Source organism: Rhizobium bangladeshense (assembly GCF_017357245.1).
In the GTDB taxonomy this organism is placed as follows: Bacteria; Pseudomonadota; Alphaproteobacteria; order Rhizobiales; family Rhizobiaceae; genus Rhizobium; species Rhizobium bangladeshense.
In genome coordinates this window covers 4108076-4121469 of record NZ_CP071612.1, presented here as the reverse complement: position 1 = coordinate 4121469, position 13394 = coordinate 4108076, and the positions used below count along the sequence as shown (strand labels likewise).

Annotated in this window: 12 protein-coding genes; 11 read left to right on the top strand and 1 reads right to left on the bottom strand. The window is 61.5% G+C overall.

Translation table 11 applies throughout. From position 1 onward, the window contains the following. Positions 1–5 precede the first annotated feature (5 nt). Positions 6–656, top strand: coding sequence for a class I SAM-dependent methyltransferase (locus J2J98_RS19850; protein WP_064707979.1), 651 nt, complete (start codon positions 6–8; stop codon positions 654–656). Positions 657–695: 39 nt separating this feature from the next. Here the strand turns inward: J2J98_RS19850 and J2J98_RS19845 are convergent, their stop codons facing one another. Further along, positions 696–1190, bottom strand: coding sequence for a hypothetical protein (locus J2J98_RS19845; protein WP_207601913.1), 495 nt, complete (start codon positions 1188–1190; stop codon positions 696–698). Positions 1191–1504: 314 nt separating this feature from the next. Here J2J98_RS19845 and sdhC point away from each other — a divergent pair, with 314 nt between their 5' ends. The 10 genes from sdhC (at position 1505) to J2J98_RS19795 (ending at position 13387) form a co-directional block, all read left to right on the top strand. Then, the gene (gene sdhC / locus J2J98_RS19840) at positions 1505–1900 is read left to right on the top strand and encodes a succinate dehydrogenase, cytochrome b556 subunit (protein ID WP_064707977.1); all 396 of its coding nucleotides are present in this window, start codon (positions 1505–1507) and stop codon (positions 1898–1900) included. A 10-nt stretch (positions 1901–1910) separates the two neighbouring features. Then, positions 1911–2291, top strand: a complete 381-nt coding sequence (gene sdhD / locus J2J98_RS19835) for a succinate dehydrogenase, hydrophobic membrane anchor protein (RefSeq protein WP_020922476.1) — start codon at positions 1911–1913, stop codon at positions 2289–2291. Positions 2292–2298: 7 nt separating this feature from the next. Continuing rightward, positions 2299–4140 (top strand): succinate dehydrogenase flavoprotein subunit, encoded by a 1842-nt coding sequence (sdhA, locus tag J2J98_RS19830; RefSeq protein WP_064707976.1) that lies wholly within the window; start codon positions 2299–2301, stop codon positions 4138–4140. Positions 4141–4158: 18 nt separating this feature from the next. Further along, positions 4159–4938 carry a succinate dehydrogenase iron-sulfur subunit gene (locus J2J98_RS19825; RefSeq protein WP_004679254.1) on the top strand — a complete coding sequence of 260 codons (780 nt, stop codon included), beginning with the start codon at positions 4159–4161 and terminating at the stop codon, positions 4936–4938. Positions 4939–5172: 234 nt separating this feature from the next. Continuing rightward, on the top strand, positions 5173–5688 hold the full coding sequence (locus tag J2J98_RS19820; protein ID WP_138396343.1) for a protease inhibitor Inh/omp19 family protein: 516 nt from the start codon (positions 5173–5175) through the stop codon (positions 5686–5688). Between the two features lie 97 nt (positions 5689–5785). Continuing rightward, a complete protein-coding gene (zapE, locus tag J2J98_RS19815; RefSeq protein WP_207601912.1) occupies positions 5786–6949 on the top strand; it encodes a cell division protein ZapE in 1164 nt (387 codons plus the stop codon). A gap of 174 nt (positions 6950–7123) precedes the next feature. Then, positions 7124–8086: a malate dehydrogenase gene (gene mdh, locus J2J98_RS19810; RefSeq protein ID WP_207601911.1), complete on the top strand. Its 963-nt coding sequence runs from the start codon at positions 7124–7126 to the stop codon at positions 8084–8086. Positions 8087–8120: 34 nt separating this feature from the next. Beyond that, positions 8121–9314: an ADP-forming succinate--CoA ligase subunit beta gene (gene sucC / locus J2J98_RS19805; protein ID WP_207601910.1), complete on the top strand. Its 1194-nt coding sequence runs from the start codon at positions 8121–8123 to the stop codon at positions 9312–9314. A gap of 17 nt (positions 9315–9331) precedes the next feature. Then, positions 9332–10234, top strand: a complete 903-nt coding sequence (gene sucD / locus J2J98_RS19800; protein WP_138396340.1) for a succinate--CoA ligase subunit alpha — start codon at positions 9332–9334, stop codon at positions 10232–10234. 168 nt (positions 10235–10402) lie between these two features. Then, the gene (locus J2J98_RS19795) at positions 10403–13387 is read left to right on the top strand and encodes a 2-oxoglutarate dehydrogenase E1 component (RefSeq protein WP_064708218.1); all 2985 of its coding nucleotides are present in this window, start codon (positions 10403–10405) and stop codon (positions 13385–13387) included. The last annotated feature ends 7 nt before the right edge of the window (positions 13388–13394 follow it).

Below are 13394 nucleotides of genomic sequence, written 5' to 3'. Positions count from 1 at the left end.
AAACTTTGAAGACCGACCCGGAAGCCTTCATCCGCGCCAATACCAGTCTGATGCCGCCGCCGCACGTGCCGGAGATTTCTCTCTATCTGGCGAGCGAGGCGCATGAACTCTGGCTGAAGACGGAGGAGGAACTGGAAGCAATCGGCCTGCCGCCGCCCTTCTGGGCATTTGCCTGGGCGGGCGGGCAGGGACTGGCGCGCTACATCCTCGATCATCCGGACATGGTGCGCGGCAAGCGGGTGCTGGATTTTGCAAGCGGCTCCGGTCTTGTCGGCATTGCGGCCGTCATGGCCGGCGCCCGCGAGGTCATGGCTGCCGATATCGACCCCTGGGCGCAGACGGCAATCCGGCTGAATGCCGGGGCCAATCATGTTGCAGTCGGATTTACCGGCGCCGACCTGGTCGGTGCGAGCGTCGAGGCTGACATTGTGCTTGCCGGCGACGTCTTCTACGACCGCACGTTCGCCGATGCGCTCGTCCCCTGGTTCTCGAGACTGGCGGCCGAGGGCAGGCCGGTGCTAGTCGGCGATCCCGGGCGCAGCTATCTGCCTCGGGACCGGCTGGAATTCTGCGCCGCCTATCAGGTGCCGGTGACGCGGGCGCTGGAGGACAGCGACGTCAAGAAGACGACGGTATGGCGCTTCGTGGCCGGTTAATACAGAACTCTATAGCGCGTCGCGATTTTTCGACATGGTTTAAGGCCGGATGACGCAGACATTGGCTTCATAGGAGCAGGGGTCGTCCTGGATGGCAACGTCGATGACCTTCGCCTTCGGCGCGAGCGGCTCAGGCCGGATTGCGGGATAGTAGCCGTAGCTGTCGCCCCCGACATAGGTTCCGCCATCGGTCTCGTAAACATAGGAAGACCCGGAATAGCTTCCGCCGCCGTATCCGCCGGCTGCCTGGGGAAGGAGCACGACGAGACTGCCGCGGGCGATGCGACTGGCTCCCGCCGGCGAAAACTGCTTCAGCATCGGCATCCGCTTTCTGCCGTGTCGATGGCCATAGGCGCTGTCGAAACGAATGCCGCGGTCGCGCCAGCTCACCCTTTCGCCGAGTTGAAATCCGTCGTGGAAAACACGGCGATGGCCGGAAAAGCGATGATCGTCGCGGCGCTCGCCCGCCATTGCGGGAAGTGCAGCCAGCGCGGCAAGGGCAAGCAAGGTAACTCTCGACAGACGGGGAAACATGGATGCCGGCCTCTGGAATTGCGATCGTTAACAAATCGTTAACGCCAGATTGCGCCAAAAGCCGTGGCTTGTCCATGCGCGCCGGCGGAGTGGCTGAAATATTGAGCGCCAAAGATCAGTTTCGTTAGCCCGCAAACTTCGCGGTAACCCGAATCGATTAAATTAGAAGCAGACAGCAATTGTGCTTGTCGTATGGCTGTCCGGTGATTAAACGTCGCAATTGATGCAACGCACACAGAGGATTTTGTCATTCGTGTGGTTGACTGAGAATGCTCCGAAACCCGGGAGCGCAGAGAAGCCGCCGCGAGGTTCTGATGGCGAACGTGACAAATAACCGGCCCCTGTCGCCGCATTTGCAAGTCTATAAACTTATTCCCACCATGGTCATGTCCATCGTCCACCGCATCACCGGTGGCGCGCTTTACGTCGGCACGTTGCTCGTCGCCTGGTGGCTGATCGCGGCGGCAAGCGGCCAGAGCTCATACGACTGGGCAAACTGGGTGCTCGGCAGCCTGCTCGGCAAGCTCGTGCTGCTCGGCTATACCTGGGCACTGCTGCACCACATGCTCGGCGGCTTCCGCCATCTCATGTGGGACCTCGGCTACGGCTTCGAGAAGGAAGTCTCGACCAAGCTCGCCATCGCCAACGTCATCGGATCGCTCTGTCTGACCGTGCTGGTCTGGGCGATCGGCCTCCTCATTCGCTTCTGAAGGTCCTCTCATGGATATGCGCACCCCCCTCGGCAAGGTTCGCGGGCTCGGCTCCGCCAAGGAAGGCACGAGCCATTTCTGGCGTCAGCGGCTGACTGCGGTCTCCAATATTCCGTTGATCCTGTTCTTCGTCATCTTCATGATCGCCTATGCCGGCGCGCCCTACGCGGATGTGGTTCGCGCCCTGTCGAACCCCTTCGTCGCCGTCGTCATGGGATTGATGGTGATATCGGGCGTCATCCATATGAAGCTCGGCATGCAGGTCATCATCGAGGACTACGTTCATGGCGAATTCGGCAAGATCGCTCTGCTGATGCTGAACACCTTCTTTGCGATCGTGATCGCCAGTCTCTGTCTCTTCGCCATTCTGAAAATCGCATTCGTAGGATAAGATCGACATGGCACCGACCTCACCCGCCCAGAATGGCAAGGCCTACAAATATGTCGATCACTCCTATGACGTGATCGTCGTCGGCGCCGGCGGCGCGGGCTTGCGCGCGACGCTCGGCATGGCCGAGCAGGGTTTCCGCACCGCCTGCATAACCAAGGTGTTCCCGACCCGCTCTCATACGGTTGCGGCCCAGGGCGGCATTGCCGCCTCGCTGCGCAACATGACGCCGGATAGCTGGCAGTGGCATCTCTATGATACCGTCAAGGGTTCCGACTGGCTCGGCGACGTCGACGCCATGCAGTATCTCACCATGGAAGCGCCGAAGGCGGTCTACGAGCTCGAGCATTACGGCGTGCCGTTCTCGCGTAACGAGGAAGGCAAGATCTACCAGCGCCCGTTCGGCGGCCACATGCAGAATTACGGCGAAGGCCCGCCGGTACAGCGCACCTGCGCTGTCGCCGACCGTACGGGCCACGCCATCCTGCATACGCTCTACGGCCAGTCGCTGCGCAACAATGCCGAATTCTTCATCGAATATTTCGCGCTCGACCTGATCATGTCGGAAGACGGCAGCCGCTGCACCGGTGTCATTGCCTGGTGCCTCGACGACGGCACGATCCATCGCTTCGCCGCCAAGATGGTGGTGCTGGCGACCGGTGGCTACGGCCGCGCCTATTTCTCGGCGACCTCGGCCCATACCTGCACCGGCGACGGCGGCGGTATGGTGGCGCGTGCCGGCCTGCCGCTGCAGGACATGGAATTCGTGCAGTTCCACCCGACCGGCATCTATGGTTCGGGCTGTCTGATCACCGAAGGCGCGCGCGGCGAAGGCGGCTACCTCGTCAACTCCGAAGGCGAACGCTTCATGGAGCGTTATGCGCCTTCGGCCAAGGATCTTGCCTCGCGCGACGTCGTCTCGCGCTGCATGACGCTGGAGATCCGCGAAGGGCGTGGCGTCGGCAAAAACAAGGACCACATCTTCCTGCATCTCGACCACCTCGATCCGGCCGTTCTTCATGAACGCCTGCCGGGGATTTCCGAGAGCGCCAAGATCTTTGCCGGAGTCGACGTCACGCGCGAGCCGATCCCGGTTCTGCCGACCGTTCATTACAATATGGGCGGTATTCCAACCAACTATTGGGGCGAAGTGCTGAATGCCGACGGCGCCAATCCGGAACGGATCATCCCCGGCCTGATGGCTGTCGGCGAAGCCGGCTGCGCCTCGGTGCACGGCGCCAACCGCCTCGGCTCCAATTCGCTGATAGACCTTGTGGTCTTCGGCCGCGCCGCCGCGATTCGCGCCGGCGAGGTGATCGACCGCGCCGAGCCGATTCCGCATCTCAACGTCGCCGCCTGCGACAAGATCATGGATCGTTTCGACGGCCTGCGTCACGCTAGCGGCGGCACGCCGACGGCGGCGCTGCGCGAGAAGATGCAGCGCGCCATGCAGGAGGACGCGGCCGTGTTCCGCACGCAGGAATCGCTGGAATCCGGTTGCCGGCGCATTTCGGCGATCTGGCAGGAAATGCGCGATCTGAAGGTCACCGACCGGTCGATGATCTGGAACTCCGATCTCGTGGAAACGCTCGAGCTGCAGAATCTGATGGCGAACGCCATTACGACGATCTACGGCGCCGAGGCCCGCAAGGAGAGCCGCGGTTCGCACGCCCGCGAGGATTATACCGAGGGCGCATTCGCCGGCCGCGACGACCTCAACTGGCGCAAGCATACGCTCGCCTGGGTGAACGACGCAGGCGAGGTGAAACTCGACTACCGGCCCGTTCACACCGAGCTGATTGCCGAAGGCATCGATCCGTACAAGATCGAGCCGAAGGCGCGCGTCTACTGATCTCAAGAGGAACCTGGCATGGTTGAACTCGCTCTTCCGAAGAACTCCCAGATGCGCGAAGGCAAGGTCTGGCCGAAGCCGGCCGGTGCGACGAACACGCGCGAATTCCGCGTCTACCGCTGGAGCCCGGACGACGGCCAGAACCCGTCGATCGACACTTTCTACATCGATGTCGACGATTGCGGCCCGATGGTGCTCGATGGCCTGCTCTACATCAAGAACAAGATCGATCCGACGCTGACGCTGCGCCGTTCCTGTCGCGAGGGCATCTGCGGCTCCTGCGCGATGAACATCGACGGCACCAATACGCTCGCCTGCACCAAGGGCTTGGATGATATCAAGGGCGCGGTAAAGGTCTATCCGCTGCCGCATATGCCAGTCGTCAAGGATCTGGTGCCCGATCTCAGCAACTTCTACGCCCAGCATCGCTCAATCGAGCCCTGGCTGAAGACGGTGTCACCGACGCCGGCCAAGGAATGGAAGCAGAGCCATGAGGACCGGCAGAAGCTCGACGGCCTCTATGAATGCATCCTCTGCGCTTGCTGCTCGACCTCCTGTCCGAGCTACTGGTGGAACGGCGACCGTTATCTCGGTCCGGCCGTTCTGCTGCAGGCCTATCGCTGGCTGATCGATTCCAGAGACGAGGCGACCGGCGAGCGTCTCGACAATCTCGAGGATCCGTTCCGCCTCTACCGGTGCCACACGATCATGAACTGTGCGCAGACCTGCCCGAAGGGCCTCAACCCAGCCAAGGCAATCGCCGAAATCAAGAAGATGATGGTCGAGCGCCGGGTCTGATCACTGCGGGAGCTCGCAAGGACTCGGGCGGAGATCCACGCGCGCAACACGTTCCTGACAAATTCTATGTGCAGGAAGTTTTGCAGCGGGGCAGTTGAACTGTATCGTTTTTCGGTTAGTTGTTGTCACGGGCAATTTATGCAGCCCGACTTGATTAACCAAAGCGAATTACGATAATCGGGCCTATCTCACGCCCGTTTCTTTGCGGCTATAGCCGAATTCAGGAGTATGATGATGCAGTTGCGATATGCGATAACAGGTCTGGTGGTGGCTCTCGCGCTAGCCGGTTGTCAGCGTACGGCATATGATTACAGCTCCAACTCGAATGCCGGGCCGGCGCCGTTGACGGCGCAGCCTGTCCCCTCGGTGCAGGGCGGGCAGCTTCCCCCGCCGACCGGCAGCGCGCAGTTTCCGGCCGCGCCGACGGCGACGGCACCGATGCCTGGGGCACAGTCCGGCGCCATGGCTGCGAATGCACTCGACGTCACCAAGGAATCGATGGTCGGAAGCTGGCGCGTCAACGGCAGCTGCGACATGTTCCTGACGCTCACGAATCTCGGCAGCGGCTCGCGTGGCGGCACGCGCGGCTGCGTCGGCGAGCTGACGGCGATGGGCTCCTGGGAGGTGGCGGGCAAGCAGGTGCTGCTCAAGGATCGTTCGGGCAACCAGATCGGCAGCGTCTACAAGACGGCCGACAATCGCTTCCAAGGCCAGACGAATACAGGTCAGCAGATCAGCCTCAGCCGGTAAATGAGCTGGCGCGGTAAATGAACCGGCCGGCAACTGAACCGGCGGGGGTAAGCGATCCGGCGGCGCCCGCCGATGACTGACAGGCGGACATGCCCTCATGCAGCCAATGCCAGATTATGCGCTCAGCGTTTGCGAACAGCTTAAATCGCTGACGCTGGCCGGTGCGTTGCAGGTCGATTCCGCCCAGATGGACGTGGCCAAAAGCCTGGATCGCGTGCTTGCCGGGCTGAAGCAGCTGCGGCCGGCGGCAAAGGCGAGCGCGCTTGGCTGGCTGTTTGCCAAGAAGAAGAAAGCCGCCGACGGCATCAAGGGGCTTTACATCCACGGCAGCGTCGGACGTGGTAAGACCATGCTGATGGATATGTTCTTCTCGATGGCGCCGTGCAGGAAGAAGCGGCGGGCGCATTTCCATGAATTCATGGCGGATGTTCACAGCCGCATCGCGGCGCACCGGCTGAAGCTCAAGAACGGCGAGACGAAGCAGGCCGATCCGATGCCGCCGGTCGCCGCAGCCCTCTATGAGGAAGCGGAACTGCTCTGCTTCGATGAATTCACCGTCACCGACATTGCTGACGCGATGATCCTGTCGCGGCTGTTTTCCGAACTCTTCGCGCGGGGATGCGTGCTGGTCGCAACTTCGAATGTCGAACCGGACAATCTTTACAAGGATGGTCTCAATCGCGGCCTGTTCCTGCCCTTCGTCGCCCTGCTCAAACAACATGTCGATATTGTTACCCTGGATTCGCCGACCGATTACCGGATGGAAAAGCTGAGCAGCCAGCCGGTCTATCTGGTGCCGATCAACGACCACAATGACATGGCGATGGAAGCGTCCTGGACGCAGGCGCTGCATGGACGCAAGGCGCAACCGCTCGACATTCCGATGAAGGGGCGCTCCATCCACGTGCCGCTTGCCGCCGACCGGATGGCGCGGTTCTCTTTCGCCGATCTCTGCGACAAGCCGCTCGGGGCTGCGGACTTCCTGGCCATCGCCGAACGGTTCGATACCGTCTTCCTCGACCACGTTCCCTTGCTCGGGCCGGAGAAGCGGAACCAGATCAAGCGATTCATCATTATGGTCGATACGTTCTATGATCATGCCGTGCGGCTTTATGTATCGGCGGCGGCGATGCCGGAGGAACTGCTCGTCACCCGCCGGGGTACCGAGGGGTTTGAATTCGACCGCACGGCATCACGACTGTTCGAGATGCGAAGTGCCGAATATCTTGCGCTGCACCATGCGAAACGTGCCGCCGAGTAACAATCAAGTGACAAAATCTCTTACGTTTACGTAAGAAATTTGTTATCTAAACGATTGAAAATGCTGCATCAAAATTAATGGATTGCCATTTTTGGGCTTTGGGTCTATGCGATTGCGTCATTGAGCGGCCTTGCAGCGTCGTTCGACGAATTTGATCGCAAAGGAAACAGCGAAATGGCGCGTAACAAGATCGCACTCATTGGTTCTGGTATGATTGGTGGCACGCTGGCGCATCTCGCCGGCCTGAAGGAGCTGGGCGATATCGTCCTCTTCGACATCGCCGACGGCATCCCCCAGGGCAAGGGTCTCGACATCGCACAGTCCTCTCCGGTCGAAGGTTTCGACGCCAATCTGACCGGCGCCAGCGACTATTCGGCGATCGAAGGCGCTGACGTCTGCATCGTCACCGCCGGGGTCCCGCGCAAGCCGGGAATGAGCCGCGACGATCTTCTCGGCATCAACCTTAAGGTCATGGAGCAGGTCGGCGCCGGCATCAAGAAATATGCGCCTAACGCTTTCGTCATCTGCATCACCAACCCGCTCGACGCCATGGTCTGGGCGCTGCAAAAGTTTTCCGGCCTCCCGGCGAACAAGGTCGTCGGCATGGCAGGCGTTCTCGATTCCTCGCGCTTCCGTCTCTTCCTCGCCAAGGAATTCAACGTCTCCGTTCAGGACGTGACGGCCTTCGTTCTCGGCGGCCACGGCGACACGATGGTGCCGCTCGCCCGTTACTCGACGGTCGGCGGCATTCCGCTCACCGACCTCGTCACCATGGGCTGGGTCACCAAGGAGCGCCTCGAAGAGATCATCCAGCGCACCCGTGACGGCGGCGCCGAAATCGTCGGCCTCCTGAAGACCGGCTCGGCCTATTATGCGCCGGCCGCCTCGGCGATCGAAATGGCCGAATCCTACCTCAAGGACAAGAAGCGCGTCCTGCCTTGCGCTGCTCATCTCACTGGCCAATACGGCGTCAAGGACATGTATGTCGGCGTTCCCACCGTCATCGGCGTCGGCGGCGTCGAGCGCGTCATCGAGATCGACCTCAACAAGACCGAGAAGGAGGCCTTCGACAAGTCGGTTGCCGCCGTCGCCGGTCTCTGCGAGGCCTGCATCAACATCGCGCCTGCCCTGAAGTAATTGGCGCTGAAGTAATCGAAACAGGGATAGACCCATGAACATTCATGAATATCAGGCCAAGGCTCTGCTGAAGGGCTATGGCGCGCCAGTTGCCGAGGGTGTGGCAATTCTCAAGGTTGAAGAAGCGGAAGCGGCCGCCAAGTCGCTTCCCGGCCCGCTTTACGTAGTCAAGAGCCAGATCCATGCGGGGGGCCGCGGCAAGGGCAAGTTCAAGGAACTGTCGGCGGAAGCCAAGGGCGGCGTACGTCTCGCCAAGTCGATCGAAGACGTTGTTGCCAACGTCAAGGAGATGCTCGGCAACACGCTGGTGACCGCGCAGACCGGTGAAGCCGGCAAGCAGGTCAACCGCCTCTATATCGAGGACGGCGCCGACATCGAGCGCGAACTCTACTGCTCGCTGCTGGTCGATCGCTCGGTCGGCAAGGTCGCCTTCGTGGTCTCCACCGAAGGCGGGATGGACATCGAAGCTGTCGCCCACGATACGCCCGAGAAGATCCAGACGATCGCCATCGATCCGGAAGCCGGCGTGACGGCGGCCGACGTCGCCAGGATCTCCGCCGCCCTCGAGCTCGAAGGTGCAGCCGCAGAAGACGCCAAGTCGCTCTTCCCGCTGCTCTACAAGGCCTTCAACGAGAAGGACATGTCTCTTCTCGAAATCAACCCGCTGATCGTCATGAAGAATGGACATCTGCGCGTCCTCGACGCCAAGATGTCGTTCGATGGCAATGCGCTCTTCCGTCACGACGACGTCAAGGCGCTGCGCGACGAGACCGAGGAGGACGCCAAGGAAATCGAGGCCTCCAAGTGGGATCTCGCCTATGTCGCGCTCGACGGCAATATCGGCTGCATGGTCAACGGTGCCGGCCTCGCCATGGCGACGATGGACATCATCAAGCTGTACGGCAAGGAGCCGGCCAACTTCTGCGACGTCGGCGGCGGCGCCGGCAAGGAGAAGGTCGCTGCGGCCTTCAAGATCATCACCGCCGACCCCAAGGTCGAAGGCATCCTCGTCAACATCTTCGGCGGCATCATGAAGTGCGACGTCATTGCCGAGGGCGTCATTGCCGCGGTCAAGGAAGTCGGTCTCAAGGTTCCGCTGGTCGTGCGCCTTGAAGGCACCAATGTCGAGCTCGGCAAGAAGATCCTGAACGAGTCGGGTCTCGCGATCACGGCGGCTGACGACTTGGACGATGCGGCCAAGAAGATCGTCGCAGCGATCAACGGCTAATTTGAGGGATCGAAAGAATGTCCATTCTCGTCAATAAAGACACCAGGGTCCTCGTTCAGGGTCTGACCGGCAAGACCGGAACCTTCCACACCGAACAGGCGCTCGCTTATTACGGCACCCAGATGGTCGGCGGCATCCACCCGAAGAAGGGCGGAGAAACCTGGACCGGCTCCAAGGGCGAAAGCCTGCCGATCTTTGCAACCGTTGCAGAAGGCAAGGAAAAAACCGGCGCCGACGCGACCGTCATCTACGTTCCGCCGGCCGGCGCCGCCGACGCGATCATCGAGGCGATCGACGCCGAGATCCCGTTTATCACCTGCATCACCGAAGGCATCCCCGTCATGGACATGGTGCGCGTCAAGGCTCGCCTCGACCGTTCCAAGTCGCGCCTGCTTGGGCCCAACTGCCCGGGCATCCTGACGCCGGAGGAATGCAAGATCGGCATCATGCCGGGCTCGATCTTCCGCAAGGGTTCGGTCGGCATCGTGTCCCGCTCGGGCACGCTGACCTATGAAGCCGTTTTCCAGACCTCCAATGAAGGCCTCGGCCAGACGACGGCTGTCGGCATCGGCGGCGACCCGGTCAAGGGCACCGAGTTCATCGACGTGCTGGAGATGTTCCTCGCCGACGAAGCCACGACGTCGATCATCATGATCGGCGAAATCGGCGGCTCCGCCGAAGAAGACGCAGCCCAGTTCCTGAAGGACGAGGCCAAGAAGGGCCGCAAGAAGCCGATGGCCGGCTTCATCGCCGGCCGTACGGCACCGAAGGGCCGCACCATGGGCCATGCCGGCGCCGTGGTATCGGGCGGCAAGGGCGACGCTGAATCGAAGATCGCGGCGATGGAATCGGCAGGCATCAAGGTGTCGCCGTCTCCGGCTCGCTTGGGCAAGACGCTGGTTGAAGTCCTGAAGGGCTAAAACCACCTATGGACCGGGCGGAGGAACGACATCTGCGCCTTCCGCCCGGCTCGCATACGAGACCAGCAGATGCGTCGCGGACAGGCGGCGATCGGAATGCGGCGGCCGGCAATCGATCCGGCAAATTCATCAAAGTCAGGAGGCGGACCGAAGCGTCCGCATATCACCATGGCACGGCAAGAAGCCAACGAGCAATTTCAGATCACCTCGTTTCTGGATGGCGCCAACGCGGCCTATATCGAGCAGCTCTATGCGCGCTACGAAGAGGATCCGGCGTCGGTCGACGATCAATGGCGCACCTTCTTCAAGGCGCTGGAAGACGATCCGAGCGACGTGAAGAAAGCGGCCAAGGGTGCTTCCTGGCGCAAGAAGAACTGGCCGCTTCCGGCCGGCGGCGACCTGGTGTCGGCTCTCGACGGCGACTGGGGTATCGTCGAGAAGGTGATCGAGACCAAGGTGAAGGCCAAGGCCGAGGCTCAGGGCAAGCCCGCCGACACCACCGACGTGCTGCAGGCGACGCGCGATTCCGTGCGCGCCATCATGATGATCCGCGCCTATCGCATGCGCGGCCATCTGCACGCCAAGCTCGACCCCCTCGGCATCGCCGCTGCCGTCGACGACTATCGCGAGCTGTCGCCGGAAAATTACGGCTTCACCGCTGCCGATTACGATCGCAAGATCTTCATCGACAACGTGCTCGGCCTGGAATATGCGACCCTTCGCGAGATGATCGAGATTCTCGAGCGCACCTATTGCTCGACGCTCGGCGTCGAGTTCATGCATATCTCCAATCCTGAGGAGAAGGCGTGGATACAGGAGCGCATCGAAGGTCCGGACAAGGGTGTGGCCTTCACGCCTGAAGGAAAGAAGGCGATCCTTTCCAAACTCGTCGAAGCCGAAGGCTACGAACAGTTCCTAGACGTCAAGTTCAAGGGCACGAAGCGTTTCGGCCTCGACGGCGGTGAATCACTGATCCCCGCATTGGAGCAGATCCTGAAGCGCGGCGGCCATCTCGGTCTCAAGGAGGCCGTGTTCGGCATGGCCCACCGCGGTCGCCTGAACGTGCTCTCCCAGGTGATGGGCAAGCCGCACCGCGCCATCTTCCATGAGTTCAAGGGCGGCTCCTACGCCCCTGACGAAGTCGAAGGCTCGGGCGACGTCAAGTACCATCTCGGCGCTTCCTCCGACCGCGAATTCGACGGCAACAAGGTGCACGTCTCGCTGACGGCGAACCCGTCGCATCTTGAAATCGTCGATCCCGTCGTCATGGGCAAGGCCCGCGCCAAGCAGGACATGAGCGCCACCGTCTGGGAAGGCGACATCATTCCGCTTTCCGAACGCGCAAAGGTTCTGCCGCTGCTGATCCATGGCGACGCGGCCTTTGCCGGCCAGGGTGTCATTGCCGAAATCCTCGGCCTGTCGGGTCTGCGCGGCCATCGCGTTGCCGGCACCATGCACGTCATCATCAACAACCAGATCGGCTTCACCACCAATCCGGCCTTCTCGCGCTCGTCGCCCTATCCGTCCGACGTCGCCAAGATGATCGAGGCGCCGATCCTGCACGTCAACGGCGACGATCCCGAAGCCGTGGTCTATGCGGCCAAGGTCGCGACCGAATTCCGCATGAAGTTCCACAAGCCCGTGGTGCTCGACATGTTCTGCTATCGCCGCTACGGCCACAATGAAGGCGACGAGCCGTCCTTCACGCAGCCGAAGATGTACAAGGTGATCCGCGGCCACAAGACCGTGCTGCAGCTCTATGCGGCGCGCCTGGTCGCCGAAGGCTTGGTCACCGAAGGCGAAGTGGAGAAGATGAAGGCCGATTGGCGCGCGCATCTCGAGCAGGAGTTCGACGCCGGCCAGCACTACAAGCCGAATAAGGCCGACTGGCTGGACGGCGAGTGGTCGGGCCTGCGCACCGCCGACAATGCAGACGAACAGCGCCGCGGCAAGACTGCAGTGCCGATGAAGACGCTGAAGGATATCGGCCGCAAGCTCTCGGAAATCCCCGCTGGCTTCAATGCGCACCGCACGATCCAACGTTTCATGGAAAACCGGGCCAATATGATCGCCACCGGCGAGGGCCTCGACTGGGCGATGGCCGAAGCGCTCGCTTTCGGCGCGCTTTGCCTAGAAGGCCACAAGATTCGCCTGTCCGGTCAGGATTGCGAACGCGGCACCTTCTCGCAGCGTCATTCGGTTCTCTACGATCAGGAAACCGAGGAACGTTATATACCGCTCGCCAATCTTTCACCGACGCAGGCCCGCTACGAAGTCATCAATTCGATGCTTTCGGAAGAGGCTGTGCTTGGCTTCGAATATGGCTACTCGCTGGCCCGCCCGAATGCGCTGACGCTCTGGGAAGCGCAGTTCGGCGATTTCGCCAATGGAGCACAGGTGGTCTTCGACCAGTTCATCTCGTCGGGCGAACGCAAGTGGCTGCGCATGTCCGGCCTCGTCTGCCTGCTGCCGCACGGCTATGAAGGCCAGGGTCCGGAGCACTCTTCGGCTCGCCTGGAGCGCTTCCTACAGCTTTGCGCGGAAGACAACATGCAGGTCGCCAATGTCACGACGCCGGCGAACTACTTCCATATCCTGCGCCGTCAGCTGAAGCGCGACTTCCGCAAGCCGCTGATCCTGATGACGCCGAAGTCGCTGCTGCGTCACAAGCGGGCCGTTTCGACGCTTGCCGAATTGGCCGGCGAATCGGCTTTCCATCGCCTGCTGTGGGACGATGCCGAGGTGATCAAGGACGGCCCGATCAAGCTGCAGAAGGACAACAAGATCCGCCGTGTCGTCATGTGCTCCGGCAAGGTCTATTACGATCTTCTGGAGGAGCGTGAAAAGCGCGGCATCGACGACATCTATCTCCTGCGCGTCGAGCAGCTCTATCCGTTCCCGGCAAAGGCGCTCATCAACGAGCTGTCGCGCTTCCGCAACGCCGAGATGGTCTGGTGCCAGGAAGAGCCCAAGAACATGGGCGCATGGTCGTTCATCGACCCCTTCCTCGAGTGGGTGCTTGCCCATATCGACGCGAAGTACCAGCGTGTCCGCTATACCGGCCGTCCGGCCGCCGCCTCGCCGGCGACGGGCCTGATGTCGAAGCATTTGTCACAGCTCGCCGCATTCCTCGAGGACGCATTGGGCGGCTGAAATCAAG

Excerpts from the sequence above, each read along its gene's own strand:
- sdhD (WP_020922476.1), top strand. The coding sequence starts at position 1,911 with ATGGATATGCGCACCCCCCTCGGCAAGGTTCGCGGGCTCGGCTCCGCC.
- zapE (WP_207601912.1), top strand. The coding sequence starts at position 5,786 with ATGCAGCCAATGCCAGATTATGCGCTCAGCGTTTGCGAACAGCTTAAA.
- sdhC (WP_064707977.1), top strand. The coding sequence starts at position 1,505 with ATGGCGAACGTGACAAATAACCGGCCCCTGTCGCCGCATTTGCAAGTC.
- sucD (WP_138396340.1), top strand. The coding sequence starts at position 9,332 with ATGTCCATTCTCGTCAATAAAGACACCAGGGTCCTCGTTCAGGGTCTG.
- J2J98_RS19825 (WP_004679254.1), top strand. The coding sequence starts at position 4,159 with ATGGTTGAACTCGCTCTTCCGAAGAACTCCCAGATGCGCGAAGGCAAG.
- sdhA (WP_064707976.1), top strand. The coding sequence starts at position 2,299 with ATGGCACCGACCTCACCCGCCCAGAATGGCAAGGCCTACAAATATGTC.
- J2J98_RS19845 (WP_207601913.1), bottom strand. The coding sequence starts at position 1,190 with ATGTTTCCCCGTCTGTCGAGAGTTACCTTGCTTGCCCTTGCCGCGCTG.
- mdh (WP_207601911.1), top strand. The coding sequence starts at position 7,124 with ATGGCGCGTAACAAGATCGCACTCATTGGTTCTGGTATGATTGGTGGC.
- J2J98_RS19820 (WP_138396343.1), top strand. The coding sequence starts at position 5,173 with ATGCAGTTGCGATATGCGATAACAGGTCTGGTGGTGGCTCTCGCGCTA.
- J2J98_RS19795 (WP_064708218.1), top strand. The coding sequence starts at position 10,403 with ATGGCACGGCAAGAAGCCAACGAGCAATTTCAGATCACCTCGTTTCTG.
- sucC (WP_207601910.1), top strand. The coding sequence starts at position 8,121 with ATGAACATTCATGAATATCAGGCCAAGGCTCTGCTGAAGGGCTATGGC.